Origin of the sequence: Alcaligenes sp. HNGD-HTN06 (genome assembly GCF_049932565.1) — a bacterium.
Taxonomy (GTDB): domain Bacteria; phylum Pseudomonadota; class Gammaproteobacteria; order Burkholderiales; family Burkholderiaceae_B; genus Alcaligenes; species Alcaligenes ammonioxydans.
The window spans coordinates 2,650,484-2,674,569 of the sequence record NZ_CP187782.1 but is presented as its reverse complement, the minus strand read 5'-3'; the positions used below and the strand labels follow the sequence as shown (position 1 = coordinate 2,674,569).

General features: G+C 54.8%; 31 protein-coding genes, 1 tRNA gene and 1 pseudogene. 10 read left to right on the top strand and 23 right to left on the bottom strand.

Going from position 1 to position 24,086, the window contains the following annotated elements; genetic code table 11:
• Positions 1–7 precede the first annotated feature (7 nt).
• Together ACOZ42_RS12285 and ACOZ42_RS12280 are read left to right on the top strand one after the other, a co-directional pair.
• Complete coding sequence (locus tag ACOZ42_RS12285; RefSeq protein WP_131070794.1) at positions 8–1,054, top strand: peptidase M29; 1,047 nt, start codon at positions 8–10, stop codon at positions 1,052–1,054.
• A gap of 204 nt (positions 1,055–1,258) precedes the next feature.
• A complete protein-coding gene (locus ACOZ42_RS12280) occupies positions 1,259–1,585 on the top strand; it encodes a tetratricopeptide repeat protein (protein WP_240209373.1) in 327 nt (108 codons plus the stop codon).
• A 251-nt stretch (positions 1,586–1,836) separates the two neighbouring features.
• Here ACOZ42_RS12280 and ACOZ42_RS12275 read toward each other — a convergent pair whose 3' ends face one another.
• Positions 1,837–2,601 (bottom strand): Smr/MutS family protein, encoded by a 765-nt coding sequence (locus ACOZ42_RS12275; RefSeq protein WP_003801100.1) that lies wholly within the window; start codon positions 2,599–2,601, stop codon positions 1,837–1,839.
• Entirely contained in the window at positions 2,588–3,544 is a 957-nt protein-coding gene (gene trxB / locus ACOZ42_RS12270) for a thioredoxin-disulfide reductase (protein WP_003801097.1), read from the bottom strand. Before trxB ends, ACOZ42_RS12275 begins: the two co-directional genes overlap by 14 nt.
• A 43-nt stretch (positions 3,545–3,587) precedes the next feature.
• On the opposite strand from trxB, the gene ACOZ42_RS12265 reads away from it, so the two are divergent.
• The 4 genes from ACOZ42_RS12265 to serS all read left to right on the top strand — a co-directional run bounded on the left by ACOZ42_RS12265 (position 3,588) and on the right by serS (position 9,505).
• On the top strand, positions 3,588–5,963 hold the full coding sequence (locus ACOZ42_RS12265; protein WP_039943203.1) for a DNA translocase FtsK: 2,376 nt from the start codon (positions 3,588–3,590) through the stop codon (positions 5,961–5,963).
• On the top strand, positions 5,953–6,579 hold the full coding sequence (gene lolA / locus ACOZ42_RS12260) for an outer membrane lipoprotein chaperone LolA (protein WP_003801094.1): 627 nt from the start codon (positions 5,953–5,955) through the stop codon (positions 6,577–6,579). Before ACOZ42_RS12265 ends, lolA begins: the two co-directional genes overlap by 11 nt.
• A gap of 123 nt (positions 6,580–6,702) precedes the next feature.
• Positions 6,703–8,016 (top strand): replication-associated recombination protein A, encoded by a 1,314-nt coding sequence (locus ACOZ42_RS12255; RefSeq protein WP_003801092.1) that lies wholly within the window; start codon positions 6,703–6,705, stop codon positions 8,014–8,016.
• Positions 8,017–8,158: 142 nt separating this feature from the next.
• Positions 8,159–9,505 carry a serine--tRNA ligase gene (gene serS / locus ACOZ42_RS12250; RefSeq protein ID WP_003801090.1) on the top strand — a complete coding sequence of 449 codons (1,347 nt, stop codon included), beginning with the start codon at positions 8,159–8,161 and terminating at the stop codon, positions 9,503–9,505.
• 80 nt (positions 9,506–9,585) lie between these two features.
• On the opposite strand, the gene ACOZ42_RS12245 is transcribed toward serS, so the two are convergent.
• Together ACOZ42_RS12245 and ACOZ42_RS12240 are read right to left on the bottom strand one after the other, a co-directional pair.
• Positions 9,586–9,894 carry a hypothetical protein gene (locus ACOZ42_RS12245; protein ID WP_003801088.1) on the bottom strand — a complete coding sequence of 103 codons (309 nt, stop codon included), beginning with the start codon at positions 9,892–9,894 and terminating at the stop codon, positions 9,586–9,588.
• A gap of 182 nt (positions 9,895–10,076) precedes the next feature.
• Complete coding sequence (locus tag ACOZ42_RS12240; protein WP_003801086.1) at positions 10,077–10,487, bottom strand: hypothetical protein; 411 nt, start codon at positions 10,485–10,487, stop codon at positions 10,077–10,079.
• Between the two features lie 300 nt (positions 10,488–10,787).
• Between ACOZ42_RS12240 and ACOZ42_RS12235 the strand changes: the two genes are divergently transcribed.
• Positions 10,788–10,877 (top strand) — tRNA-Ser (locus ACOZ42_RS12235).
• A 15-nt stretch (positions 10,878–10,892) separates the two neighbouring features.
• Here the strand turns inward: ACOZ42_RS12235 and ACOZ42_RS12230 are convergent.
• The 10 genes from ACOZ42_RS12230 to ACOZ42_RS12185 all read right to left on the bottom strand — a co-directional run bounded on the left by ACOZ42_RS12230 (position 10,893) and on the right by ACOZ42_RS12185 (position 17,221).
• Positions 10,893–11,963, bottom strand: coding sequence for a tyrosine-type recombinase/integrase (locus ACOZ42_RS12230; protein WP_240209370.1), 1,071 nt, complete (start codon positions 11,961–11,963; stop codon positions 10,893–10,895).
• Positions 11,964–12,254: 291 nt separating this feature from the next.
• Positions 12,255–12,482: a hypothetical protein gene (locus ACOZ42_RS12225; RefSeq protein ID WP_426345209.1), complete on the bottom strand. Its 228-nt coding sequence runs from the start codon at positions 12,480–12,482 to the stop codon at positions 12,255–12,257.
• Positions 12,483–12,586: 104 nt separating this feature from the next.
• Positions 12,587–12,883 (bottom strand): hypothetical protein, encoded by a 297-nt coding sequence (locus ACOZ42_RS12220; RefSeq protein WP_336579357.1) that lies wholly within the window; start codon positions 12,881–12,883, stop codon positions 12,587–12,589.
• On the bottom strand, positions 12,876–13,076 hold the full coding sequence (locus ACOZ42_RS12215; RefSeq protein WP_426345208.1) for a hypothetical protein: 201 nt from the start codon (positions 13,074–13,076) through the stop codon (positions 12,876–12,878). The genes ACOZ42_RS12220 and ACOZ42_RS12215 overlap by 8 nt, the downstream gene beginning before the upstream one ends.
• 228 nt (positions 13,077–13,304) lie before the next feature.
• On the bottom strand, positions 13,305–14,645 hold the full coding sequence (locus ACOZ42_RS12210) for a hypothetical protein (RefSeq protein WP_426345207.1): 1,341 nt from the start codon (positions 14,643–14,645) through the stop codon (positions 13,305–13,307).
• The gene (locus ACOZ42_RS12205) at positions 14,642–14,800 is read right to left on the bottom strand and encodes a hypothetical protein (protein WP_426345206.1); all 159 of its coding nucleotides are present in this window, start codon (positions 14,798–14,800) and stop codon (positions 14,642–14,644) included. Before ACOZ42_RS12205 ends, ACOZ42_RS12210 begins: the two co-directional genes overlap by 4 nt.
• Complete coding sequence (locus ACOZ42_RS12200) at positions 14,797–15,429, bottom strand: adenylosuccinate synthase (protein WP_426345205.1); 633 nt, start codon at positions 15,427–15,429, stop codon at positions 14,797–14,799. The genes ACOZ42_RS12205 and ACOZ42_RS12200 overlap by 4 nt, the downstream gene beginning before the upstream one ends.
• Positions 15,426–15,752 carry a hypothetical protein gene (locus ACOZ42_RS12195; protein ID WP_426345204.1) on the bottom strand — a complete coding sequence of 109 codons (327 nt, stop codon included), beginning with the start codon at positions 15,750–15,752 and terminating at the stop codon, positions 15,426–15,428. The genes ACOZ42_RS12200 and ACOZ42_RS12195 overlap by 4 nt, the downstream gene beginning before the upstream one ends.
• Before the next feature lie 330 nt (positions 15,753–16,082).
• Complete coding sequence (locus tag ACOZ42_RS12190) at positions 16,083–16,874, bottom strand: DUF2303 family protein (RefSeq protein ID WP_426345203.1); 792 nt, start codon at positions 16,872–16,874, stop codon at positions 16,083–16,085.
• Between the two features lie 11 nt (positions 16,875–16,885).
• Positions 16,886–17,221: a hypothetical protein gene (locus ACOZ42_RS12185; RefSeq protein WP_372406773.1), complete on the bottom strand. Its 336-nt coding sequence runs from the start codon at positions 17,219–17,221 to the stop codon at positions 16,886–16,888.
• On the opposite strand from ACOZ42_RS12185, the gene ACOZ42_RS12180 reads away from it, so the two are divergent.
• Positions 17,220–17,873: a hypothetical protein gene (locus ACOZ42_RS12180; protein ID WP_426345202.1), complete on the top strand. Its 654-nt coding sequence runs from the start codon at positions 17,220–17,222 to the stop codon at positions 17,871–17,873. The genes ACOZ42_RS12185 and ACOZ42_RS12180 overlap by 2 nt on opposite strands.
• Positions 17,874–17,899: 26 nt before the next feature.
• Here the strand turns inward: ACOZ42_RS12180 and ssb are convergent.
• From ssb to ACOZ42_RS12160, 4 genes and pseudogenes are all read right to left on the bottom strand, one after another.
• Positions 17,900–18,238, bottom strand: a pseudogene (gene ssb / locus ACOZ42_RS12175) (single-stranded DNA-binding protein); the annotation flags it as partial.
• A 2-nt stretch (positions 18,239–18,240) separates the two neighbouring features.
• Positions 18,241–18,468, bottom strand: coding sequence for a hypothetical protein (locus ACOZ42_RS12170; protein WP_426345201.1), 228 nt, complete (start codon positions 18,466–18,468; stop codon positions 18,241–18,243).
• 222 nt (positions 18,469–18,690) lie between these two features.
• Complete coding sequence (locus ACOZ42_RS12165; protein ID WP_426345200.1) at positions 18,691–19,188, bottom strand: hypothetical protein; 498 nt, start codon at positions 19,186–19,188, stop codon at positions 18,691–18,693.
• Between the two features lie 164 nt (positions 19,189–19,352).
• On the bottom strand, positions 19,353–19,577 hold the full coding sequence (locus tag ACOZ42_RS12160) for a DUF7681 family protein (RefSeq protein WP_426345199.1): 225 nt from the start codon (positions 19,575–19,577) through the stop codon (positions 19,353–19,355).
• 441 nt (positions 19,578–20,018) lie between these two features.
• Here ACOZ42_RS12160 and ACOZ42_RS12155 point away from each other — a divergent pair, with 441 nt between their 5' ends.
• Entirely contained in the window at positions 20,019–20,309 is a 291-nt protein-coding gene (locus ACOZ42_RS12155) for a hypothetical protein (RefSeq protein ID WP_426345198.1), read from the top strand.
• Positions 20,310–20,824: 515 nt separating this feature from the next.
• Here ACOZ42_RS12155 and ACOZ42_RS12150 read toward each other — a convergent pair.
• From ACOZ42_RS12150 to ACOZ42_RS12140, 3 genes are all read right to left on the bottom strand, one after another.
• The gene (locus tag ACOZ42_RS12150) at positions 20,825–21,658 is read right to left on the bottom strand and encodes a DUF6414 family protein (protein ID WP_426345197.1); all 834 of its coding nucleotides are present in this window, start codon (positions 21,656–21,658) and stop codon (positions 20,825–20,827) included.
• A complete protein-coding gene (locus ACOZ42_RS12145; RefSeq protein WP_426345196.1) occupies positions 21,621–21,815 on the bottom strand; it encodes a hypothetical protein in 195 nt (64 codons plus the stop codon). Before ACOZ42_RS12145 ends, ACOZ42_RS12150 begins: the two co-directional genes overlap by 38 nt.
• 300 nt (positions 21,816–22,115) lie before the next feature.
• On the bottom strand, positions 22,116–22,514 hold the full coding sequence (locus ACOZ42_RS12140) for a S24 family peptidase (RefSeq protein ID WP_426345849.1): 399 nt from the start codon (positions 22,512–22,514) through the stop codon (positions 22,116–22,118).
• A 416-nt stretch (positions 22,515–22,930) separates the two neighbouring features.
• Between ACOZ42_RS12140 and ACOZ42_RS12135 the strand changes: the two genes are divergently transcribed.
• Complete coding sequence (locus ACOZ42_RS12135) at positions 22,931–23,239, top strand: hypothetical protein (protein WP_426345195.1); 309 nt, start codon at positions 22,931–22,933, stop codon at positions 23,237–23,239.
• Between the two features lie 253 nt (positions 23,240–23,492).
• Here ACOZ42_RS12135 and ACOZ42_RS12130 read toward each other — a convergent pair whose 3' ends face one another.
• Both ACOZ42_RS12130 and ACOZ42_RS12125 read right to left on the bottom strand, forming a co-directional pair.
• On the bottom strand, positions 23,493–23,750 hold the full coding sequence (locus ACOZ42_RS12130) for a hypothetical protein (protein ID WP_426345194.1): 258 nt from the start codon (positions 23,748–23,750) through the stop codon (positions 23,493–23,495).
• 67 nt (positions 23,751–23,817) lie between these two features.
• Positions 23,818–24,021, bottom strand: a complete 204-nt coding sequence (locus tag ACOZ42_RS12125) for a hypothetical protein (RefSeq protein WP_426345193.1) — start codon at positions 24,019–24,021, stop codon at positions 23,818–23,820.
• Positions 24,022–24,086 lie beyond the last annotated feature (65 nt).

Sequence of the window (24,086 nt, the reverse complement as noted above, 5' to 3'; positions counted from 1 at the left end):
TAGTGAGATGTTGCGTGAGCATATTGAAGGCAAGTGGATTGCTGATTTTGTAGAAGTGTTTGGACTGTGCAAGGTGCAGCCCGGCGAAATGGCAGTCGTGCTGTCCGAGACGCAATCGCGCTCTGTGCTGGCCGAGCTGGCCGAGTTGGCCCTGACGCAAATGGGGGCGCGGGTTTGTCATGTGAAACTGGTCTCGCCACGACTGAAAAGCAATATTGCCCTGCGCTCGACTGGGACTTCCTTGGCTCTGGAAGGCATGGACCCGATAGTCCAGGCTTTGGCAGGCAGCCAGTTCATCGTGGACTGCACCGTAGAAGGGCTGCTGCATTCGCCCGAGCGTGCCGCACTGCTGGCCAAAGGGGCCCGCATCATGATGATTAGCGACGAGCACCCCGAGATTCTGGAGCGGGTCAAACCCAGTCCTTACCTGCAAGGCAAGTGCGATCTTGGCGGCAAGCTGATTACCGATGCGAGTGTCATGCACATTAGCTCCGAGGCCGGCACGGATCTGACAGTCAGCCTGGAGGGGGTGATTGGACGCGGCAGCGCCGGAATTGCCGACAAGCCGGGCAGTTTTGGATACTGGCCGGCAGGTCTGTGCATTTGCTACCCCAGCAATGGTAGTGTGAATGGGACGTTGGTGCTCGATAGCGGAGATGTGAACTTGACCTTCAAGCGCTATCTGGAGTCGGCCGTGACCCTGCGTATCGAAAATGATTATGTCGTGGCGATTGAGGGCAAGGGTGTAGACGCTGATTTGATCCGTTCTTATTACGCCAGCTGGAACGACAAGGATGCCTATGCCGTCAGTCATGTGGGCTGGGGCATGGCACCGGCGGCTCGCTGGGATTCCATGGCCATGTACGACAAGCGCGATACCAACGGAACCGAGTTGCGTGCCTTTGCCGGTAACTTCCTTTTCTCTACCGGAGCGAATCCCGCTGCAGGCCGTTTTTCTGATTGCCATTTTGACTACCCCATGCGCAATTGCACCGTGAGTCTGGATGGGCGTGAGGTCGTCAGCAAGGGGGTTTTGCAAGGCGATCTGGCCTAAAGGCGGCACTCGCCGGAGAATGGACCTACAGAGCCTGGCCTGCTGAGGCCGCCTTTTGATATTCCGTGGTACAAAACCAGGCTCAATGCTTGATGGCCGGACCGTTCAAGAGCTATCAAGCTATTTAGGCTTGTGCGAGTCGCTATTGTGTTTTGTACGAAGACAGCGCAACCACGACTTGCTTTGTTTTCAAGGGTACGGATTATGCGTGAAGGACTGGAAAAATTGCTGGTTGCTGGCAAGGATAACGCTTTACTGCGCTTTGGCCTGGGTAACGCATGTATGGACGAGGGCGATCTGGAGGCGGCTCGCGAGCATTTTTCTAAAGCCGTAGAAATGAATCCGCGTTACACCGCAGCCTGGAAGTTGTTGGGGCGGGTACTGGTCAACCTGGGGCAATTTACGCAGGCGCAGCACGTTCTGGAGCAAGGTCTGGTGATTGCCCAGGAGCAGGGCGACAAACAGGCAGAGAAAGAAATGCAGGTGTTTTTGAAACGGGCTGTGAAGGGGCAGGGCCCGGCAACCCAATAAGAAGCGCCGAAGGTAGTGGCTGATATTTTCTTACCATGCGGGTATCAGTGCATTCCCTAAGTGTGACACTTTTATAAATGGGGCACAATACGTTCCATGCAGGTGAGGAGACATAGCCCGCAAAGCTGGGCAATAAAGACCGAAGCAAAACGGTCACTACTATAAAAGCAATAGGCAGTACAACATAACAACAACAAAAAAAAGGCCAGCGAAAGCTGGCCTTTTTTACGTCTCTATCCCACGCAGGACAATCAAACGCCGGGCTCAGTCACAGCCTGCAGCAGGAGTTTGACAGCGCCCTGCCCCCCTTCATTGGGGGCACATTCAACATAGGCCAGAACGTCGGGCAATTGGGTCAGCCAGCGACGCACCGCATGGCGTAAAACGGGTTCCCCATTGCGCGAGCCATAGCCCGTGCCATGGACAATGCGTACACAGCGCAGGCCATGTTCCAGACAGGAACGCAAGAAATTGTCCAGTCGTTCGCGGGCCTGCTCTACATCCGAGCCATGCAAATCCAGACTGGATTCGATGGGCCAACGATTGCGTTCCAGATCGCGCAAGACATCGGGGCCACAGCCCGCACGCAGGTGCCGGATATCATTGCTCTCAACCTGTGCGCTGACATACAGGTCAGAGGCCTGCGGCAGGGCAGGGGTAGAAGCGGGCGCGCCCACTGCGTGGCGGCGACGCTGCTCCAATTGCTCCGGGCTGGCTGCGGGGCGATTGGCGATCAGGCGTTGGCCACGCTTTTTCAAGGGCGCCACATCGCGCAGGGACTGGCGCAGCCAGGCTCTGTCGCTGGGGTCCAGTAAAGAAACTGGATCTTGGACTCCCGTGCTGGCAAGGGCTGCTTGTCGGGCTGGCTTGCCACCCGGGTCGGGCGGGCGCGGGCGCTTGCGGGCTTGAGGACGGGCGGGGGCTGGAGGCGGATTGAGATCCTGGCGGACCTGACCTTGCAACTTCTTCAGGTCTGCCAGGCTACGGCCCACGGCTTTGGGTTTATTGGTTTTCATCCAACCAGCGCTGTGCGTCCAGGGCGGCCATGCAACCGCTGGCTGCACTGGTAATGGCCTGACGATAGATATTGTCTTGTACATCACCCGCTGCAAATACGCCCGGAACGGAAGTCATGGTTGCCATGCCTTGCAGACCACTGCGCGTAGTGATGTAGCCGTCGTGCATATCCAGCTTGCCTTCGAAGATACCGGTATTGGGCTTGTGGCCAATGGCGATGAATACGCCGGTCACTGCCAGGTCTTCCGTGGCTTGAGTCTGATTGTTGATGATGCGAGCACCTGTCACGCCGGATGCATCACCCAGTACTTCCTGCAGTTCGCTGTGCAGTTTCAGACGGATGTTGCCGTTCTGGACGCGATCCATCAGCTTGTCGGTCAGGATGGGTTCGGAGCGGAAGGTATCGCGACGGTGAATCAGCGTCACGGTTTTGCAGATATTGGACAGGTACAGAGCCTCTTCAACGGCCGTGTTACCACCTCCGACCACAGCCACGTCCTGATTCTTGTAGAAGAAACCGTCACACGTTGCGCAACCGGACACACCACGGCCCATGAACTCCTGTTCTGTTGGCAAGCCCAGGTACTGAGCCGATGCGCCTGTCGCAATGATCAGCGCATCGCAGGTGTAGACTGTGCCACTATCGCCGTGCAGGGTCAGGGGGCGGGTGGAGAGATCGACCGAGGACACCATGTCAAAGATTAATTCTGTTTCGAATCGTTCTGCATGAGCCTGGAAACGTGCCATAAGATCAGGTCCCTGGACGCCCTGGGCATCGGCCGGCCAGTTGTCTACATCCGTGGTGGTCATCAGTTGGCCACCTTGCTCCATGCCAGTGACCAAGACAGGCTTGAGGTTGGCGCGGGCGGCGTAGATCGCTGCGGTATAGCCGGCCGGGCCTGAGCCCAGAATGAGTACTTTTGCGTGCTTAGTAGTCGACATCACAGAAAATCCGAAAAAGACGATCTCCAATTATAATGAGTCCATGGCAAGAATACCTGCAACATCCCCTCGTTCGTCCCGGTCATCCAAAAATGTGCGCAATGGGCCCTCTGCCTTGCAGCAGCGCCTGACAGGATTGCTGCGCGAAGCACGGTGGATCATCTTCGCTGCACTGGCAGCCTGGCTAGGTCTGGTACTGGCAACCTGGGACCCGGGTGATCCCGGCTGGTCGCACTCTGTGCATTCCGGCCTTACACAAAATGGCGGGGGCATCTTTGGTGCCCACATCGCCGATTTTCTATTGTTTCTTTTCGGGCTGACGTCCTGGCTTTGGGTTGTGCTGCTGGTGCAACGCGTTGCCGTGGGTTTTTACCGGTTGACTGCGTTACTTTTGCCCAGCACCAAGAACGAGGACGTGTTGCCCCGAGTGCGATGGGAAACGGGTATCGGGTTTTTCTTTCTGTTTCTGGGCAGCATGGGCCTGGAATCACTCTTTTTTAAAGAGCTAGGCCAGCAGTGGCAGCTTCCGGCTGGCGCTGGCGGGCAGTTGGGCCAATTATTATCGCAACTGTTGGTAACGTCGATAGGCTTTGGTGGTGCTACGTTGGTGCTGATGGGCCTGCTTGCCGGCGGGGCCAGTTTGTTCTTCGGTTTTTCCTGGTTGACGCTGGCGGAACGTCTGGGCGGCTTGATTGAAGGGGCGATTGCCCGGCTCATGACATTTTGGTCGGCCCGTCAGGATCGGCGTGTGGGCGAGGTCAAACGTGCCGAGCGTACGGAAAGCGTCGTGGCCAAGCAGGAACAACTGGTTCATGAGCAGCCTGTTCGGATCGAGCCCGCTTTTGTAGCCGTGCCCAAATCCGAACGTGTCGAGAAAGAAAAGCAGCAAACCTTGTTCAAGGCACCCCGTCAGGCGGGTGAGGTGAGTGATTTACCCCCACTGTCCTTATTGGACCCGGCCGCTGACAATGTGGAGACCGTATCGCCAGAGACCATTGAGTTCACTTCGCGGCTGATCGAAAAGAAGCTGTCGGATTTTGGCGTGGCAGTAACGGTGGTAGCTGCCCAGGCCGGTCCGGTTATTACACGCTACGAGATCGAGCCAGCCACGGGCGTGAAGGGCAGCCAGATCGTGAATCTGGCCAAAGACCTGGCCCGCGCCTTGAGTCTGGTCAGCATCCGGGTGGTGGAAACCATTCCCGGTAAGAACCTGATGGGGCTGGAGCTACCCAACCCTCGTCGTCAAATGGTGCGTCTGGAGGAAATCGTCGGATCGCAGACCTATCACAGCAGTGCATCCCTGCTGACCATGGCGTTGGGCAAGGATATTGCCGGCAAGCCTGTGGTGGCAGATTTGGCCAAAATGCCTCACCTGCTGGTGGCGGGTACGACGGGCTCCGGTAAGTCTGTCGGGATTAATGCCATGATTTTGTCGTTGCTGTACAAGGCAGACCCGGCCGATGTGCGCCTGATCCTGATCGATCCCAAGATGCTGGAAATGAGTGTCTATGAAGGGATTCCTCATTTGCTGGCGCCGGTGGTCACGGATATGCGTCTGGCGTCCAACGCCTTGAACTGGTGTGTGGCGGAGATGGAAAAACGCTACCGCTTGATGAGCAAGCTGGGCGTGCGCAATCTGGCCGGTTACAACGCCAAGATACGCGAAGCGCAAAAGCGTGAAGAGCCTATCCCCAATCCTTTCTCCTTGACGCCGGATGCTCCCGAGCCACTGTCCGTTCTGCCCATGATTGTCGTCATTATTGACGAGCTGGCTGACCTGATGATGGTGCAAGGCAAGAAGATCGAAGAGTTGATTGCCCGTTTGGCTCAGAAGGCCCGTGCGGCCGGTATTCACTTGATTCTGGCTACACAGCGTCCTAGTGTGGATGTGATTACGGGTCTGATTAAGGCGAATATTCCTACCCGTATCGCTTTTCAGGTGTCCTCCAAGATCGACTCGCGCACCATTTTGGATCAGATGGGTGCGGAAACCTTGCTTGGACAGGGCGATATGCTGTATCTGCCTCCTGGCACCGGTTTGCCCAAACGTGTACACGGTGCATTTGTCAGCGATGACGAGGTTCACCGGGTGGTCGAGCATCTGAAAGAACATGGTGAGCCCGATTACATTGAAGGTTTGCTGGAAGGCGCCATCGAAGGAGAGTCGGGCGAGGGCGTCAATCCCATAACGGGCATGGCGGATGCGGAAGCCGATCCCTTGTACGACCAGGCTGTTCAGGTCATTATCAAAAATCGTCGTGCTTCGATTTCCTCGGTACAGCGTCATTTACGTATCGGTTATAACCGGGCAGCACGGCTGCTGGAACAAATGGAGCAGGCGGGGCTGGTATCGGCCATGCAGCCCAATGGTAACCGTGAAATTCTGGTCCCCGCAGGAGGTGCCAAAGATGAAGATTAAGACATTGTTGGCCAGCATGTTGCTGGCTGCCACACCTGCCTTGACCCTGGCCGCATCGGGCGGCGAGCAATTGCGCTCCTTTGTGCAGGATGTACGTGCCGCCAAGGGAGAGTTCTCTCAGCGCACCGTAGACAGCAACGGCCAATCCAAAGGTGCGCCGCAGTCAGGGCAGTTCGTGTTTCAGCGTCCGGGCCAGTTCAAGTGGCATGTGCAGCGCCCTTATGAGCAGTTGATCGTGTCGGACGGCAAGGTACTGTATCAATACGACCCGGATCTGGCACAGGTCACCGAGCGTGGAGTGGATCAGTCTATTGGCGCTTCGCCTGCCGCTATATTGTTTGGTACTGGCAATCTGGAAGATTCGTTCCGACTGGTCGAGCAGGCGTCGCGGGATGGGATGGAGTGGATACGAGCCACGCCTTTGCAAACTGATGCTGGCTTTTCCTATGTGGATATTGGCTTCAAGGGCAGTGAGCCTCGTCGTCTTGAGTTGCAGGACTCATTTGGGCAGACCACCTATATTGATTTCACCGCTCTGGAACCCAACCCCCGTATTAGCGCCAGCACGTTTACTTTCAAAGCTCCCGCCGGCGTGGATGTGGTGTCCATGCCCTAAGGCGTTGTGGCTCTGGTGCCAAGACAGTCAGAGCCAGCGTGCCGTTCGCTTTAGTACCACACGTTTTCAATATAGACCTGGTCTGCTTGGCCAGGTCTTGCCATTTTAGGAAGGGCGATCGCCATGCGTGATTTGTTCGCTCAGGAACCCGCCGCACCCTTGGCCGAAGCACTGCGCCCCAAAACACTGGATCAAGTAGTAGGGCAGTCCCATTTGCTGGGCGAGGGCAAGCCCTTGCGCTTGGCGTTTCAGTCTGGCAAACCCCACTCCATGATTTTCTGGGGGCCACCGGGTGTTGGTAAAACCACTTTGGCTCGTTTGACGGCCAGTGCGTTTGAGTGCGAGTTCATTGCCTTGTCGGCCGTTTTTTCGGGCGTGAAGGATATTCGTGCCGCCATGGAGCAAGCCCAGCACAACCTGACCATGGGCAAGCACACCATCCTGTTTGTGGACGAGATTCATCGCTTCAACAAGTCCCAGCAGGATGCACTGCTTCCCTATGCCGAGAGCGGCTTGGTGACCTTTATTGGTGCCACGACGGAAAACCCCTCGTTTGAGGTCAATTCGGCCTTGCTGTCGCGGGCGCAAGTTTATGTACTTAAATCCCTGACGGATGATGAACTTAAACGGCTGCTGCGCCGCGTACAGGAGCAAAACGCGCTGGAGGGTCTGGAGTTTGAGGATCAAGCTGTTGATACCTTGATCGGCTATGCCGACGGCGATGCGCGACGTTTTTTGAACCTGCTCGAGCAGACCAATACAGCTGCCAAGACCTCGGGCACCGAGCTGGTTACCACAGACTTTTTGCAAAACGCCTTGACCTTGAACTCCCGACGCTTTGACAAGGGGGGCGATAATTTCTATGACCAGATTTCTGCTTTGCATAAATCGGTGCGTGGTTCTAACCCGGATGCGGCTTTGTATTGGCTCACTCGGATGCTGGACGGCGGGGCGGATGCCCGTTATTTGTCGCGTCGTATCATTCGCATGGCTTGGGAGGATATCGGTCTGGCCGATCCGCGCGCCATGCAAATTGCTAACGATGCTGCCTTGACCTTCGAGCGGCTGGGTAGCCCCGAAGGCGAACTGGCCCTGGGACAGGCAGTCATCTATCTGGCCATCGCTCCCAAGAGCAATGCGGGGTATAAGGCCTACAACCAGGCTCGCGCCTTTGTAAAGCAGGATAAGAGCCGTGAAGTACCTGTGCATTTGCGCAACGCGCCGACCAAGCTGATGAAAGAGCTGGGCCACGGTCATGCGTATCGCTATGCTCACGACGAGCCCAATGCCTACGCGGCGGGCGAGACCTACCTGCCGGACGGCATTCCCGACCCCCATTGGTATCAGCCAGTACCTCGCGGTCTAGAAATCAAGATTGCTGAAAAAATGGAACGCCTGCGTCAACTGGACGAGCAGGCCGGTAAAAAAGACACTTAAGACAGGACGAGCGCTTGCTGGGCCTGTCACCCCCGTATTTCCCGATATCCCGCTACTGCGTGCGCTGTGCTGCGCTTGTGGTGGCTTGCGGTTAAAATCACCACATCAATCGGGATTGAACCATCACCTATATGGCTATTAAATGTTAGATCTGAACCAATTACGCAAAGACTTGGAGCCGCTGGTACAGGGCTTGGCGAAACGTGGCGTGCAATTTGACACCGAGCGTTTCCAGCAGCTGGAAGCCCGCCGCAAAGCGGTGCAGGTGGAAACAGAAACTCTGCAGGCCGAGCGCAATGCACTGGCCAAACGTATTGGCCAGCTCAAGTCCAAGGGCGAAGACGCTAGCGAGGCATTGGCTCAATCCCAGCAAATCCCGGTGCGTTTGAAGCAGCTGGAGCAGGATCTGTCCCAAGTACAGGCCGAGCTGTCCTCCTGGTTCGCCACAATTCCCAACCTGCCGCACGAAAGCGTGCCGGTGGGCGAGTCCGAAGAAGACAACGTCGAAGTGCGCCGTTGGATTCCCGGCCCTAAAGATGAACAGGGCAAGCCCGCGCACATCACCTTTGAGCCGCGCGATCACGTGGATCTGGGTGAAAAGCTGGGCCTGGATTTTGAGTCGGCTCGTAAGCTGGCGGGTGCCCGTTTCATGGTCCTGCGTGGCCCTCTGGCCCGTTTGCACCGTGCGCTGGCTCAGTTCATGCTGGACACGCAAGTGCAAGAGCATGGTTACACCGAATGCTATACCCCCTACATCGTGAACGCCTCCACCTTGTACGGTACTGGCCAGTTGCCCAAGTTCAAGGATGATATGTTCTGGGTCACCAAGGGTGGTCAGGACAATGAGCCAGCCGATCCGGCCGAATCCAAGCCCGAAGACCTGTACTTGATCTCCACCTCCGAGATCAGTTTGACGGGCATGGTGCGCGACGAGATTCTGGCTGGTGATGCGTTGCCCATGCGTCTGACTGCTCACTCGCCTTGCTTCCGTTCGGAGGCCGGTAGCGGTGGCCGGGACACCCGCGGTGTGATTCGTCAGCACCAGTTCGACAAAGTAGAAATGGTGCAGATTGTCCACCCTGAAAAATCTTACGAGGCGCTGGAGGCTATGGTCGGCCACGCTGAACACGTGCTGCAGGCTCTGGAGCTGCCTTACCGTGTGGTGCAGCTCTGTACGGGCGACATGGGCTTTTCGGCGGCCAAAACCTATGATCTGGAGGTGTGGTTGCCCGCACAGGATACGTTCCGCGAGATTTCTTCGGTCTCGAACTGCGAAGCTTTCCAGGCTCGTCGCTTGCAAGCGCGTTTTCGTGCTGACAGCAAGGCTCGCCCCGAGTTTGTGCACACATTGAACGGGTCGGGTCTGGCGGTGGGACGCGCCTTGGTGGCGGTGCTGGAAAATCACCAGCAAGAAGATGGCAGCGTGATTGTGCCCAAGGTTCTGCGCCCCTACATGGGTGGTCTGGAACGTCTGGTGCCTGCGCAGTAAAGCGGCTGTCTTAAAAGAGAAAGGGCTGATGACCGTTGTGGTCCTCAGCCCTTTTTTATGCTTGGCTCCGTTCAGATGGGTCAGTCATCATCCCAGTAGCGCTCCTGATGCTTGCGCCAGCGTTTGTGAGCCCGCCGTTGTTCTTTGCGCCACTCTTTGCTGCCGCGTCCATACTCCACGTAGCCGGGACGATAGACGTAACGGGGTGGATGGTAAACCACTGGCGGGGGCGCGACATAAACCGGGCGCTCCACAACACGTGCGGGTGGGTAGAAGATGGGCCCATAACCAATCCCGGGAATACCAACATTGATGTCCACATTCACACCGCCCGCAAAGGCGGTGCTGGTGCTCAGGGCCATCAAACTGGCGAACAGTAGTTTTTTCATATGCTGCACCTCACGTGACTCTAGCTGCAGCGATTGTTGCCCGGATTTGCAGGCTCAAACGTTAGGCAAACCTGCCAAAGCACTTCCAAAAGCAACATGACTCGTATGAGCTATGCTCAGGATTTACCTTTCTTAACAACTATTTCCCCTGTCCGGATGGACAGGGGAGCCATGCAGTCGGGTCAGAAGGTGTGCCGTTCAACCTGACGGTGACGGACCGGGCGGCGATTGTGGTTCGCGTGCAGTTGTTGAGCGTGCGCGGAATCACTCTGTTTATGCAGATGCGGGGTCAGGCGAGTTTTACGCTGTGGGGGTTCCGCACGGGGCTTGGAGTTGATCTCCAGAAACCAGAGGCACAGGCCGGCCCAGAAAAATAGCGATAGGATATTGACCAGCCCACCTCGCAAGGAGGCGTAGCCCGTCGCTTCCGAGGCCTGGATACGAAGTACGTCTGACAGATATGGAACAGAGCCCAATGTCTCCACTACTAGACTGCCTGGAATTCGGAAAGCCCAGCGCAAGGTCTGGAGGATTTCATTCAGGCTGTACAGGCCATCGCCGTTGGCATCAATAATCCATTGGAAGGTTTGCATGACAATTCCTTTTATCAAGTCCAGTGTTTTGCACTGGAATTACAAGGACTGCCGGAGAAAAGGCAGGGCTGCGATGCATCAATGTGTGATTCCAATATAGGCCCGCCTACCAGAGCAAACAAGCAAAACAGTCGAAAATAAAGGGTAAACCCTTGATCGAAAAGAATACTTTGGGTTCTGAGGCAGGTTCCGCCGACTGACCGTGCGCGTGGAACGAGGCACTCTACACGGTTAGTGCTTGTCAAAACGCATTCTTTCATCTATATTTATGGGCTTGCTTGTAACCATATAAGCAATCGCGGACAGGTGGCAGAGTGGTCGAATGTACCTGACTCGAAATCAGGCGTACGTGCAAGCGTACCGTGGGTTCGAATCCCACCCTGTCCGCCACTTCTTCTTTGAAGATCAATAGTTTACGGCAACTAGGGCGCAATCCTTGTTGCCGTTTTCTTTTTCTTCTTCCTGCGCTTGTGACCAAAACGTGACTGTGCTCGCGTGGGCTGCCAAGTGACTTGGGGCCAGGTGTGCATACTTCTGCACCATCTCAATGGTCTCCCATCCTCCCAATTCTTTCAGCACCATAAGCGGAGTCCCGCCTTGTACGTGCCAGCTGGCCCAAGTGTGACGAATGTCGTGAAAGCGGAAGTCTTCAATCCCAGCTTCAGTGCATGCCCTGATAAACATCCGGTCATCACCACCACGAATTTGTTTGCCGTTGCGTGACAGTACATAGCGCGGATGGCTGCCTTTCCTGCGACGAATTACTGTCAGGGCATCATCGTTAAGCGGGATACTTCGGGCACGGCCAGATTTCGTTTGATCGTTGCCGACCCAAGCTGTATGCGCCCGCTCGTTCACCTGAGTCCATTCCATCCCATACAATTCAGCTTCACGCATGCCGGTCGCAAAACCAAGTATGCATGCATCTTGTAGCCATGGTTGAGGTATGCGGCTAATGAGCATCATTGCCTCTGGGCGCGTAATCCATCGGATTCGCTTCTTTGGCTCCACAAAGTTCGGGAGTTTCGGTGCGTGGTGAATCCAGCCCCAGGTAACGCACATGTTGAGCATGCTGCGGATGGTGGCCAAGTAACGATTCTTGGTGGCAGGCGAAAGGGGCTGCGCTCCTTGATGCTTGTAGGTCTTGTGTGTAGGCAGGCCGTCAAATATGAGGTCTGCCGTTATTTCACTTACCGTCAAATGCCCCAGGTACTGACGCCAATAGGCTATGTATCGGACTTTCGAGTCATAGTCAGATTGGTCCTCATGGGCTGACAGAAAGCGCAACGCTGCCTCGCTATATGAGCGAGGCTTTTGTTCACCAAGTTTATGTTGTCGCCAGAGCTGGGCTTTCAGGCGGTCGTGGTATTCCTGCGCGGCCTTTTTGTCCGCTGTGCCAGTAGAGTGTCTAATTCTCTCTCCGCTCGGCGCATAGAAATCGACGTGCCAGATACCTTGACGTTGTCGGATTGACATTGTGTTCTCCTGTCACCGACCGACGCTATCCGAGTGACGTTGTAATTCGGTTGGGTGATCTTTGCAAGTTGAGATGGCCAGACCCGCCAGATCCGGCTATCTGGTAGCCGGAAGGCAAGTTTGTGTCGTCGCTGCCAAATCGTTTGATATGAAACGCCAAGTCTCTCGGCTGCTTCCTTTAATGAAATCGCTGATTCATTCATGCGACCTCCCATGAAAAACCCGCCACGGGGGCGGGTAGATTCCAATCTTTGGCCGTTTTGGCCAGGACTTCCATAATTCGATCTTGCATTAGCGGGCCTGTCGAAACTCCCGTAGGAACCGCTGGCGGAACTGCTCTGTATCCAGCTCTGTGTTACGTACTGCAGTGTTCTCTGGGTTGTTCATCCAATTCCACATTGCGGTACTGAGTAGCTGGGCTGCCGTGATCTGCTTTTGCAGGCTCTCGATTTCGCAAGCTACGCAGGTTCGACCTCGATGCATCTGGGCTTCACTGTGTTTCTCACAGCTGTAGTTCATGTCTTTTTCCTGATCAAAGAATTAAAGGGGCAGGCTGTCCACCCATTTGAGGAACAGCTCCCAGATAGTCTTGCGTCCGGCCTCAGCGGCCTCGGGAGAAATGCTCATGCGCCAGGCTCCTTGGCTGCCGGCGCCTGGCGCAGCATCCGCAGCAGGGCAGTGCGGTACTGGCCCAGGCTTTGGTACGAGATAGCGGACGCATCGCAGGCGACAAAGGCCTCGATGTTGGCCAGGGTTCTTTGTTGCTGATCGACTGGGTCTACCATGTCCAGCAGCGCGAGGATATTCAGCGGATGAGCTACAACATCAACGAATGGCCCGAAGTGCCGATTGCATGCATCTCTCGCATCCTCGGCAGCTCGGCGCAGGCGTTTGCGCTCTTCGTAACTTAGGCTAGCCATTGACCGTCTCCATTCGTATTAACTTCACACGCACCTTGCGGCGCTTGGACTTAGATTTTCGTGAGAACCAGAGCGCCAGCAAGTAGGCAAGAGTGACGGCCATCATGAACCCAATGCCTGGCAGGAAGCCGTCAGGAAACTTGCTCAGCATCACTAGGTAATTGAACTCAATGCCGAAGAGGGTGGCGGTCACTGGCCTGCTCCTTGCGTCGTTGGTCGTAAAAATCCATCCCAGCCTGCCCAGAAAGGAGTGGGTCGATCACCTTGCCCAATGTGTACATGTAGTTGCAGCGCTGGCACTGGACCCGTAAATCCCTGTGTGCACGGATCACTCCGTCGTAGTACGGTGGGCCTATTTCGGGGTGGCTCGGCAGGTAGAACCATGAGTCGGGCTTATGCCCTAAGAGGCGGCACAAGAGTTTCATGCCTGCTCCTTACGGGCTGCGTCGATAATGGTCTTAACGTGCTTACGCATGGCATCCCGGCCCTGTTCGGGCATAGGCTCCCACGGGTAATCCATGCATTCAGCTAAGGCTTTGGCAGCAGCTTCAATTCCAGCATCCGCCTTGCCAGCGTCCTGCTGGGCGGGGGCGATGTTTACCCGGCCTTGCCGGTGAAAATCGCGTAGCACATGCTGGATCAGCGCATGGACTGCCATTGGAGACCCGAACTCGACATAGCCTTGTGCGTTTTCACGGCCTCCAACGTGGGCAATGCGCTGGCCCAGGGTCATTCCTTGCGTCTGAGTGGCCGGCAACTCTCCGGAATTTCCGGATGGTTGGGCCTCGCTGTCTGCGCGTGCCTCGCTGATCTGCGCACGGGTTGCGCCGATGATTTTCTGATATTCGGCCTCGTTTCCGGCCTGGCCGAGCACGTAGCCTGTGCGCAGGCCGTTTATGTACGAGCTATCGGCCAGGATTCCCACGCGGGTGTTATCGGCAAGATGGCGGGCATTCCCGGACGGTTCGTCCATTTTCGTGGCGTCAGGTAAATGGTCGAGTTGTCCGGGATTTCCGGATAGCTGAGCCTTTGCGGCTTCCAGAGCCTCACTGATAACCAGATCAACCCCGCGCCCTTTCCACATTTCCTGGGGCGGATCGGACATCAGCATTACGCCGTGGCAATCTCGGGCCAGCTCTAATGCGTCACATAGCTGACGCACCAGCCCACCAGCACCGCTTACAGGTTGCTGCTGACTTTGCAAATTTGGCGTTTCGTCAACCAGATTTCTTTGCATTTCGGTCGATCTGTCAACCAGCTGCGCCGATTCTGCGAGTCTCACAAGCTCTGCGCACACGATATATTCAGGCGCTCCAGTTGAGTGCAACTCCATTCCCTCGCGGGCCAGGTCCACAGCGTCACGGTCGGGTTGCGCCAGGGCTGCCCGCAGGGTTTCAATTTCCTTACGCAGCGCTTCAATCTCTGCATCCCTTGCTGGGATACCAGCCATCACATCATCGAGCGTTTGTTGTGTGACGTCTGGCTGGGCTACAACGGGGGCGGAACTATAGCGAGACAGCAGCGCACGGGCGAAAACGACAACGCCGTAGGGCATGCGATCGCAATCGATTCCCAGCGGCTCAACTGCAATGTCGATAATTTCGTCGTCGCTCGGCTCCGCGTTCACAGGGGCGGCACCGGCGAAAAGAGGTACCCAAGCGCCGGATGCTTTGCGTATATCCTCGATCTGGCCATTGTGTAGTGGGCCTTCGTACCCACCGTCACTGCGCGGGCGATACCAGAAAAGTGGCTGTTGGCTCATCGTTTTTTCTCCCTCAGTTGGGGGTAATTAGGATTGGGGGCGGCTTTCGAGGTCACCGGGATGAACGCGCGTGTGCCGTAGACCTGCGCAGCGCGGTCCAGGTTGAACGCTTCTTGCGGGGTAGACCGCGCCTGGTTGTGTGGGTGGGTGTTCATTGGGTGGTGCTCCATTCTTTCAATCGGATGGCTGTTAGCTCGGCCTGCAGCTCTCGGAGCTGGCGGGCGCGGTCGTCTGCGATACGTGCAATCCGTTGTCGCTCTGTATTGGCTTCGCGTATCCAGCGGTTCATTTGGTCGGCATCACCTACTCGGGACAGCAGTTTGATCAGCAGAAAGCGCTCGCGCTCCTCGTTGGCGTTCTGCCGCCAAGCGCTGAAGATGTCTTTCATGGCGCCATATCCCAGGGTTACGCCAGTTGCCGCGCCGCACCTGATCTTGATATGGCTGCGTTGGTTGACCCACAGCAAGCCCCAGCCTTCCGGTAAGTCTTCAATGTCGATCAGCCCTTCGGGGCACATGAAGTAGCGCCAGTGGCCCATGCCTCTTTCTTTTCGATGGGGCTTTGTTTTGTCAGCAATGAAGTCGGAGCGGCTTACTTTGCACTCGACCACCACGCTGCCAATGTTCGGGGTAGCAATGCGAAATCCGATGGCGTCTGGTATTTCTCCGTCCCAGCCACTGCGGGCCTCGCTTACGGCCACACTGCAGCCATGGCCATTCTGGGAGTGAGGGCGTTTGAGCCACTTTACGGCCAGGTCGCACAGGCTCTCGTGTGTGTGATTCATGGCCTGCTGTCCTCCTGGCGCGCAGCAACAACAGCGGCCATTTCCTCGGGCGTTGGATGGCGCTCTTCGCCACATGTTTGGCACTCCATGCGAGTGGCCTCAACCGGATAGGTGCGTCTTGGCTCCCAGATATGCTGGCCATCATTCAAGCAATCAGCCTTTTCGGGTTCAAAATAGAAGCTGATGGACGTTGTGAAGGTGAAGTTCTTTCCGCATGATCGGCAGTGATCGTGGTGCAGAACACCTTCTTCGTAACCGTGCCCGTCATCGTGGCAAACCTCAAAGGGCGCTTCGCAGTACGGGCAATCAAAGTCGTGGCTCATGTTCAGCCTCCCATCCGTTCTCACCCCAGACCACACAAGAGCGTTCCAGCTCATGGCACAGGGATGCATATCCGTTATTGAAATGACCGTGATGCTTGGATTTATGCAGCAGAATCCGAGGCGTGGGGTCATGGCGAAGGGTAAAAAATTGCCCCGGTTCGATGTGTCGAAGGCGGGGCAGGGGTTTGTTGCAGTAGGCGCGGCTCATGATGACCGCTCACCACCCAGCGTCACGACCAGATCGCTGATCATCTTGGCCAGCTCGGAGGTCATCAAGACCTCTGTGAGGGGGCTTTCGCTGTTCGCTGCTAGCCCCCACTGTCTGTCGGCTTATATTTGTCCGCGCAGCACAGCCCTGCCGGTCTTCTCGACAATCATTGACCATAGATCAGCGACTGCGTCCTCGATGACTTTGTGGGGGCGGACCAGTTCATACCACATGACCAACGAGGCCTCATTGATCCGGTAGCGCAGGCGGCACTCGACTGCGTACGCTTCACCACCCTCAATAACCTTGATGCCAATTTTGAAAATCTCAGGGATTTGAAGTTTGCCTTTGGCGGCTGTCCCCTGAATATCTTCTTCATACGTCAATTCGGTTTGACCGTTGGCAAGGCGGATACCAGAAGCAAAGCTCACCTTCTTCTTGGCCTGTAGGCTCCGTGAGATTTCAAGCATGTCCGCGCCAACTGGCTCAACAATGTCGGGAAGGTTGCGTTCGATGAACTCTGCAAACTCGGCCTGCTGCATGATCTTCTTGTCGCTGCGGCTCCACTCGACCCACTCTGCGGTAAAGGGGCAGTCGTATTTAGCGATGTGGTCCCGCCAGCCAGCGTTGGTAACGCCGTGGTCATTGATGACACCGACAAAGGATGGTGGGTTCACCTTTCCATAAATCTGGCTTTGTTCGGTGGCGTGAAGGTTGAAGTATTGGATAAAGCTTTCCGCGTCATCCAGGACGATCAAGCCTCTCTTCCGGTCAGGCTCTGGCTTGTATTTTTCGAGCGGAGTCAGGACATAACCACTTGGCACGACTGCATAAGTGTCATCTGTGGGCTTGATAGCGACCGGCTGACCCAATGCGGCGCCAGCTTCCAATGCTGATTCGATAATTCGTTCCATGACTGCTTCCTTTAAACAGATTTGAGGTTTTTGTATTCTTCGCGGCCAATATCCTTGAGACCCTCAATCGTGATTTGGCGTGGGTCTTGGCGTTGAAGGTTGCCTTCCGGTGTGGCCCACATAATGGAGCTACCTTTCTCAAGCTCTGGCACCGTGGACTTGATAGTGTCAGTGAGTTCAAGCTCCCCACTTTTGCCAGGTTTGAGCTTGATTTGAAGGGTGAGAGAGCCTGCTTTGCCGGTGCTGATGCAGGCATTGACGACTTCCTGCATTTTTTCTGTCAGCTCATCGTGCAGTGTTCCGTAACGCAGATCCTGCAAAACATCGACGAATGATTTATTGCTCATGGATATTTCCTTTAGGGATGGGCTATGCTCAGGCGTAGCCTGGGGGCATGATTATTGGGAGGGAGATTTGAAGCCGAGCTGGACTGATATAACGGCGTTTGGACTGCTATTGCTCTTTGCGCTGGTGATGGCTCATGGCTGGCCGTCAGGCGATTGGAGTTTAGGGTGGGGGGCCGTAGGTGCCCTCGGAACAGTTGTTCTGGGCGCTTATGCTGCACGTATCAGCCGCGCGCAGCATATCGCTATGGAGAAAGAGCAGGCTTATCGGCGTGAGCGAATTAGTCAGAAGATTGTGGGCCTTGCTAGAGAGCTACATAATTCTTCATTCGCAGCTATTGGGATGTTCAATATCTATGGCGTGGTTCCGAAGGAGCTATCAACCCAGATTGACACATTACTCTATGAAATGCAGCAGACTAGTTCTGAGTTAGATTTGAGCCTATTAGATGAGTGGAAATTGAAAAAATTTCGACACTATTCCAGGATATTAAATGAAGAGTCCGAAATGATCGGGGTTCATGGATTAGCCCCTCAAAAGTTTGGCTTGCCTGGCCAGATTCGTTCGATTGACCGAATTAAGAAAGAGTCTTTTTCTTTGGTGTTTGCGTTTACTGAAAGCACCGCTGGCCTATATGTTTTTGATGGTGCTTGAAGCGGTGGTCTATATCGATCTTATTGCCCGTCATTGCTGCCCAACATCTGCATTCGCTCGGCAATGATTTCAGTCGTGAAACGCTCCTGTCCGTCCTGGCCTGTCCATTTACGGGTACGCAGACGACCTTCCACGTAGACGGGACGGCCTTTGCGAAGGTACTCACCCGCGATTTCAGCCAGACGGTTGTAGAACACCACACGATGCCATTCGGTTTCCTCTCGGGGTTCGCCGGTCTGCTTATCCTTCCAGGTGGACGTGGTCGCAATGGAGATATTGCATACGGGGGCGCCACCGGCGTTGTATCGAACTTCGGGATCTCGCCCAAGGTTGCCGACGAGAATTACTTTGTTGACTGAAGCCATGGTTAGAAGCCCGCTGCGGGGGCGATGAATTTCAGGATCACTGCGATTACAAAGAACGCAGTGGGCATCCCCAGACACCAACTGGTCGGGGTCTCGCTTTCACCAGGCAAAGGCTCCCACCCAAAGTGAGCGGCCAGGGGAGGGCGCACAGAGCGCACCCAGAACTTGTCAGCCAGCAGTGCGATGGAAAGCACGCCAGCCCACATAAACAGATTTGCGAGCGCAGTCATAGCGCCTCCTGTTGAAAAACGAAAAAGCCCCACGCTTCGTTTGAAGGTGGGGCGGGTAGATGGGTAAACCCTCTGATAGCAGCCCTTCTTGCGAGATAAAGCACCGCTTGCTCGGACCACACGTACTAAGGGATTGGAAAATACTGCCGTCGCTAACACGACAGCGAAGGACTGCCATCAGAGGGTGCCCGCTCTCACCATGCGGGCCATGGGCCTGTGCGCCTACAGGCTGGCGTGCTGCTGTGGATTGAGGGACGATGCGCTGAGACAAAAACGATCGGCCAGGATTGTGAATTGACCGCTTAAGCCAGAGAGCTCGTTCTGTAGTGCCGCAACGCTGTGTGATAGCGAGTCCAGTTGACCTTTGATCGCCTTCAGCTCTTCGCCGTTAGGCTTCGCCACATACGGCTCGGCCTTGAGCTTCACCGATTCGATCGACGCATCCTTGAGTCGCGGATGCGACCGCAGCACAGTTGACGCCTCTGTCCTCTTAAGCGCTGCGGCTGTAATGAGGTCGCCAAGGGCCTGCGCTGCATTTACATTGCGCACCGCATCCGACTCGAGCCAGCCCTCAACCTGCCGGCCATCTGCAGCCACATAGCGGACCAGATACTGGCGCACACCGGTTTCAAACTTCGCTCGCGCAACAACACGCCCCTTTTCCTTTGACATCGCCAGCTCGACATGAGCGCCGATGCAATGTTCGAACTTCTTTTTCATGTGTGTGCCTTTTTTGGGTTAGCGCCTGCGCCACGCGGAGCAGGGGTGAATGGGCAGTCCTGCGGATCGCCACTTCCGAAAGTCACTTTCATATCGTGTCCTCGCATGAAAAACCGCCCTCAGTAGGACGGTTTCAGATGCGGCCCCGATCTGGGGCCGGGTTCTTAAAAGGTCGTTGGCTGGGCAATACCGCGAATGGCCCACATGAAACCCTGTTGCAGGTTGGTTTTACCCAGGGCAACCGCACGTTGATCCAGCGAACTGTCAGCCTGCAGCTTTTCCAACCAAGCGCCGACTTTCTCAGCCAGCTCCTTGCCTTCGTTCATTGCAGCAATCTCGGATTCCGACAAATCTCGGTAGCCCTTGATGTGCTTGTGTTGGTTATCCATGTTTCCTCGCTTCAGTAAGCACCACCATTGATGCTTACCAAAGCGGCCTGTTTCCAGGCCGTTGCTGGGATTCCAACCAGCGTGACCATTTCTTTTCTTGGCCGTCTACGCCTCACCCTCTTTCTCCGTGAACCGCGCTTGGCGGACTGGAAACGGCAGGGATACCGCGCAGAGCCACAACCATGCTTGTGGGTGCCATTGATGCCGGACGAACACCCCGCATAGGTGAGGTGAGCAACATCGGCTGGTGGGTTGTTAAAGAGCGTTAAACGAATATTAGCCTTAAGCTAAATAAAAGGTCAATATTTATTTAGCTTAAGGCTATTTATTGCGTTAATGGCTAATGGGCCTGAGCGTTCTAGCAGGCTAAGATGTTGTTACTTTTTGTATTTTTGGGGGCGACAGGAAGAGATGAGCAGACTTAGTCGGATGACCGTGGGAATGGTGCTGGCCATCGGCCTGGCTGGATGTGCTAAGCAGGTTCTGTATAAACCTGGCGCCAATGTCTGGGACTTTGAGGCGGATAAGTCAGCATGCGAGTACGAAGCGTTGAAATATGCTGGCGGGTTCGACAACTCTTATAGGAGCGCGTTTGGTTCGTCGCTGGATATGGCGTTGAGGAGAAACGAAATCACGTCAGCATGCATGCGTCAGAAAGGTTGGCGCCCAGCCCCCGCCAGCAATGCTGCTCCTGAGAAATTTACGCCGACTAAAGTTGATCTGCCTTCCTGAATAAGTGTCGACCAACGAAAAAGCCCCGTGAGGGGCTTTCTGGTGATGAGCTCGTGACGTGAGCTGACGTATCAGAACGGAAGGCCGGGGAACCGGTCTTTTAGCTGTCGGATAAGTTTTTGCCGGGTCGACACCACTTGTTTTGTATAGGTTTGATGGCTTTCGACTGTTCGGCGAGCGGGCTCGCGCAACGGAGAAGTGTGTAGTGGGCTGCGACTAGCCTGGTTAAGTTTTTCGTAGATAGTAATACCTTCTGTATGACTTCAAATTGCTGCGGGGCCCGGAAATAGAGGCGCTCCAAGGCAATGGTTCAGCAGGAAATTTGAAGATTAGTGAGGTAGCGAGACTGCTACCTTTGAATGAGATCAGTCTCATTGTACCAGTATGGGCTTTTCGCCCACTTAAGCATAGAAGTGCTTTGTAACGCTTCCTCGGGCCTGGGGGCGTCAGGGCCTAGTCTGTGCGCCCAACAAAAAAGCCCCGGGAGGGGCTTTGGTGCATGGTTAAGTGATGTATCAAGTGGTAGTAACGGCGCTGTGTGATTGACGGAAAATCAGTACCGGAGTGACTGCATAAGAAACCTCGTCTCTTCCAACCACAGTTCTTACTAATGTTAAGACTTCTGCCATCGTGTCTCCCATGTCGCTTTGGCTGATTCTGTCTATACCATTTCCTCCGTGACTGCTTGGCTTAGCGTCAAGAACGGCGAGGGCGTGCCAAGTGCCCTCCAGGGATGATCCGTGAGCAAGCGCCAGCGTTGAAGAGTTGACGGTCATGCTATCGGGCCGCATTGACGCCCAAAATGAAAGGCCATCATCCCCTCGGATGTGCGCTTGCGGTTCTGGTGGCATGGCCCGCAGCACATCGCCGAACGCAATCATCATATTTTTCTGATTAGCTAATTGGGTTTTGTTCTGGTGAGTTACTTTTACCTGCTGCATCATAATCTTAATTGCAGGCTCCCATATTTTTTGTAGCATTTCCACATCGGTGAATTGCATGTGCCCGCTCAACAGCACTAAAGACCCGACTGGAGCGTTAGCGACGTTTCTATGGATGAAGCCATGTTCATCAAGCGCGTCTAAGAGCGTAAGCGGGAGGCTCCACTCAGCGTTGTAATGCCGTTCATACCCCTCCTGAGTGCCGTCCACAGAGCGTAGTGTTCCTTTGGCTACTCCGGGCACTCCACCAGAAACATCGCTAGTGAATGAACCGGTTGCGTTTTGAGTGCTCTTGAATGATGTGAGAACCCCCTCGTTGAACATTTGAGCGAACCATGAGTTGACTCTTTGTTTGTCAACATAAAGGAAATCATAAAGAAAATCGATGTTTTGTGAGTCTTGCGCCACGTTTAGAGTCCTTTTTTATTTCTTGCTGTTTAAGCTGGACTTTTTCGCTCTGTTTTTCGAGTGAGGCACCGAGATCTGCAAACGCCAAGCGAACCTTCTCCACAGAAGGTTCTGCCTCCGTTAAGGCTTTAACTAAGCGGTTGATTTCTTTACTCATACGTAGAGCATACCAAAGAGTCCAGTACTGTCAAAATATTTAATTGATTAGTTTTTCTGTTCAGGGCTTGGATTGCCCATCCTCCTATTGCGCCACCACACTACTGTTCTGTTGCATGAGAATGCTGTTCGGGTGAATTTGAGCCATCTTGTATGTGTAAGCCACGTCTACTTCCTTACATAAAAACAAACTTAGTTACTTCATGGTTAAAAAATAAGGAGCCGTATGGCTCCCTGTCTCTTCCTGCTCAGTCCTTCTTACGTACAGCCTCCCTGGGCTGGGGCAAATAGTTGCTCATCATCAGCCCTTCCTCAAGCTCCACCAAGCCATGACCTTCCCACACACAGTGATAGCCTCGGCAATGTGGCGCAGGTCGTAGCGCTCTTCATCTGGGTACTCATCCACATTGTCGCTGCGAATAATCAGCGTCCCACTGCTCAGGATCATCGCCTTCTTGAGTATCAGTCGACCCGCAACATCGAGCACATAGATCCCTGCGGCTTCGATGCTCCGACACTCCACGTCTACAAAGACCAAATCCCCATCATTGATAGTGGGAGACATGCTGTTGCCGCTACCGGTCAGAACCTTGATGCGAGATGGGTTCACACTTCCAACTTTCTCCCGCACCCATTGCTCAAGCACATCTAAGTGCTGAACGAGTTGTACGGGGGCGTCAACTTCGCGGCCACGGCCCATGGAGGGGGTGGGGGAGAGGTGTTCTAGGCGCACATAGCCAGGAGGAGGCGATACTAATTGCGCCGGAGCGAGCTCCGTAGTCCCTATGCTTGGCTCGGTACTTCCGTGTGATTGATCCATCCAACCACTTGGCTTACCCGTCATCCGTTCAATATGCCGACAACTATCCGATCTCATGCCCCTCGGTTTTCCTGTCCCCGAGTTAAGGGAGGCATTAACCCACTGGCTGACCTGAGACTCTGATCGCTCAATGGCGGCTGCAAAGGCCGTCAGCGTCCCATAGCTGGATATTAGTTGCGCCAGGTTATGGCGTCGGATCTCGTCAATTGTCATCGGTGTATTTAATAGCGGAAAGCTAAAAAAATGAATTAGCCAAAGGCTTGACTTAATATTTAGCCTAAAGCTAATATCAAGGTATGAAGCTATCAGAACTCTACAAATCTCTTTCAAAAACTGAACGGGCTGTTCTTGCTGAACGGGCAGACGTCGGTCAAGGCTATCTATGGCAGATCGCCACAGGCTGGAGAGGCAAGCGCCCATCTCTGCTTGTGCTGGACCGCCTTTTGAAAGCGGATAGTCGCCTGAAAGCTAAAGACTTAATCGCTGAGTTTGCTGAGCAGCAGGCCAAGGAGCCCCACATGCCCAACACCCCCGACCCAAAACCTGACGACCGTATCCCCATCGGTCCCCCTGACTGCATTACGAAAGGGGGCGCACATGTCTAGTTTCTCGCAACGCATCGCAGGACTTGCTGATTCCTGGATGAGGCGTAGCGGGTCTTCACTGAGCCACCGCCACATCCACAGTGCTTTGGATTTTGCAGTTGGAGCTGAGGGTCTCAGTGCTGAGGATCGCATTCTGCGAGCTGCAGCTTGTGATCTTTATGACGCCTTAAGCGCTGCCCCTGAGGGTCGGCAGGCTTTGAATGACCTCGGCCTGCCTCCGAGGGATGTTCCTCGCGACGCTTGCGGTATTCCCTTAGAGGTCTAGTTTTTCGCCAGCCTTGTATGGCTGGTCTGCGTCATAGCCCTCTGGCATGAATTGAAGCAGGTATCGGATGGTTTTGTCAGCCGATATCCGGTGCAGATCAAGCATTGTTGGGTCCGCCGGTTTTTCAGTTTCTTTGATTACGTGCCTATAGGAAATCTCGCCTCCATTAGGAAGCTCGAAGTGACGCTCAACAATCGCCTGTTTGTTTTTATAGGTGACGACGAAATTTTCGGGCTTATCGCTCATGGTCAATTCCTTTCAGAAAAGTTTAGTTACTCGCACTTCTAAGCATAGCTGATCGGGATTGACCGCCTCAATGAACCGTAACGGCCCCGAGTTCACCCAGCCCATGCAGTTCATTCCAAACAAGCCGGTCGTATATGCCGGTGATGTGGTCATCGGTAGGGCAGTTGAAGACCTGGTACGCCAGCTCAGTAGCTCTATCAATGATTTCAAAGCGGGGAAGTTCTTTTTTATCCATCCCCGCATTTTCCGACCCAACACCTATTTTTTCCATTTGTAGTTCCCGCTCCGCATTAATCACTACGTACTTTTCACACTTTTACTGTAGCGATTACGTGG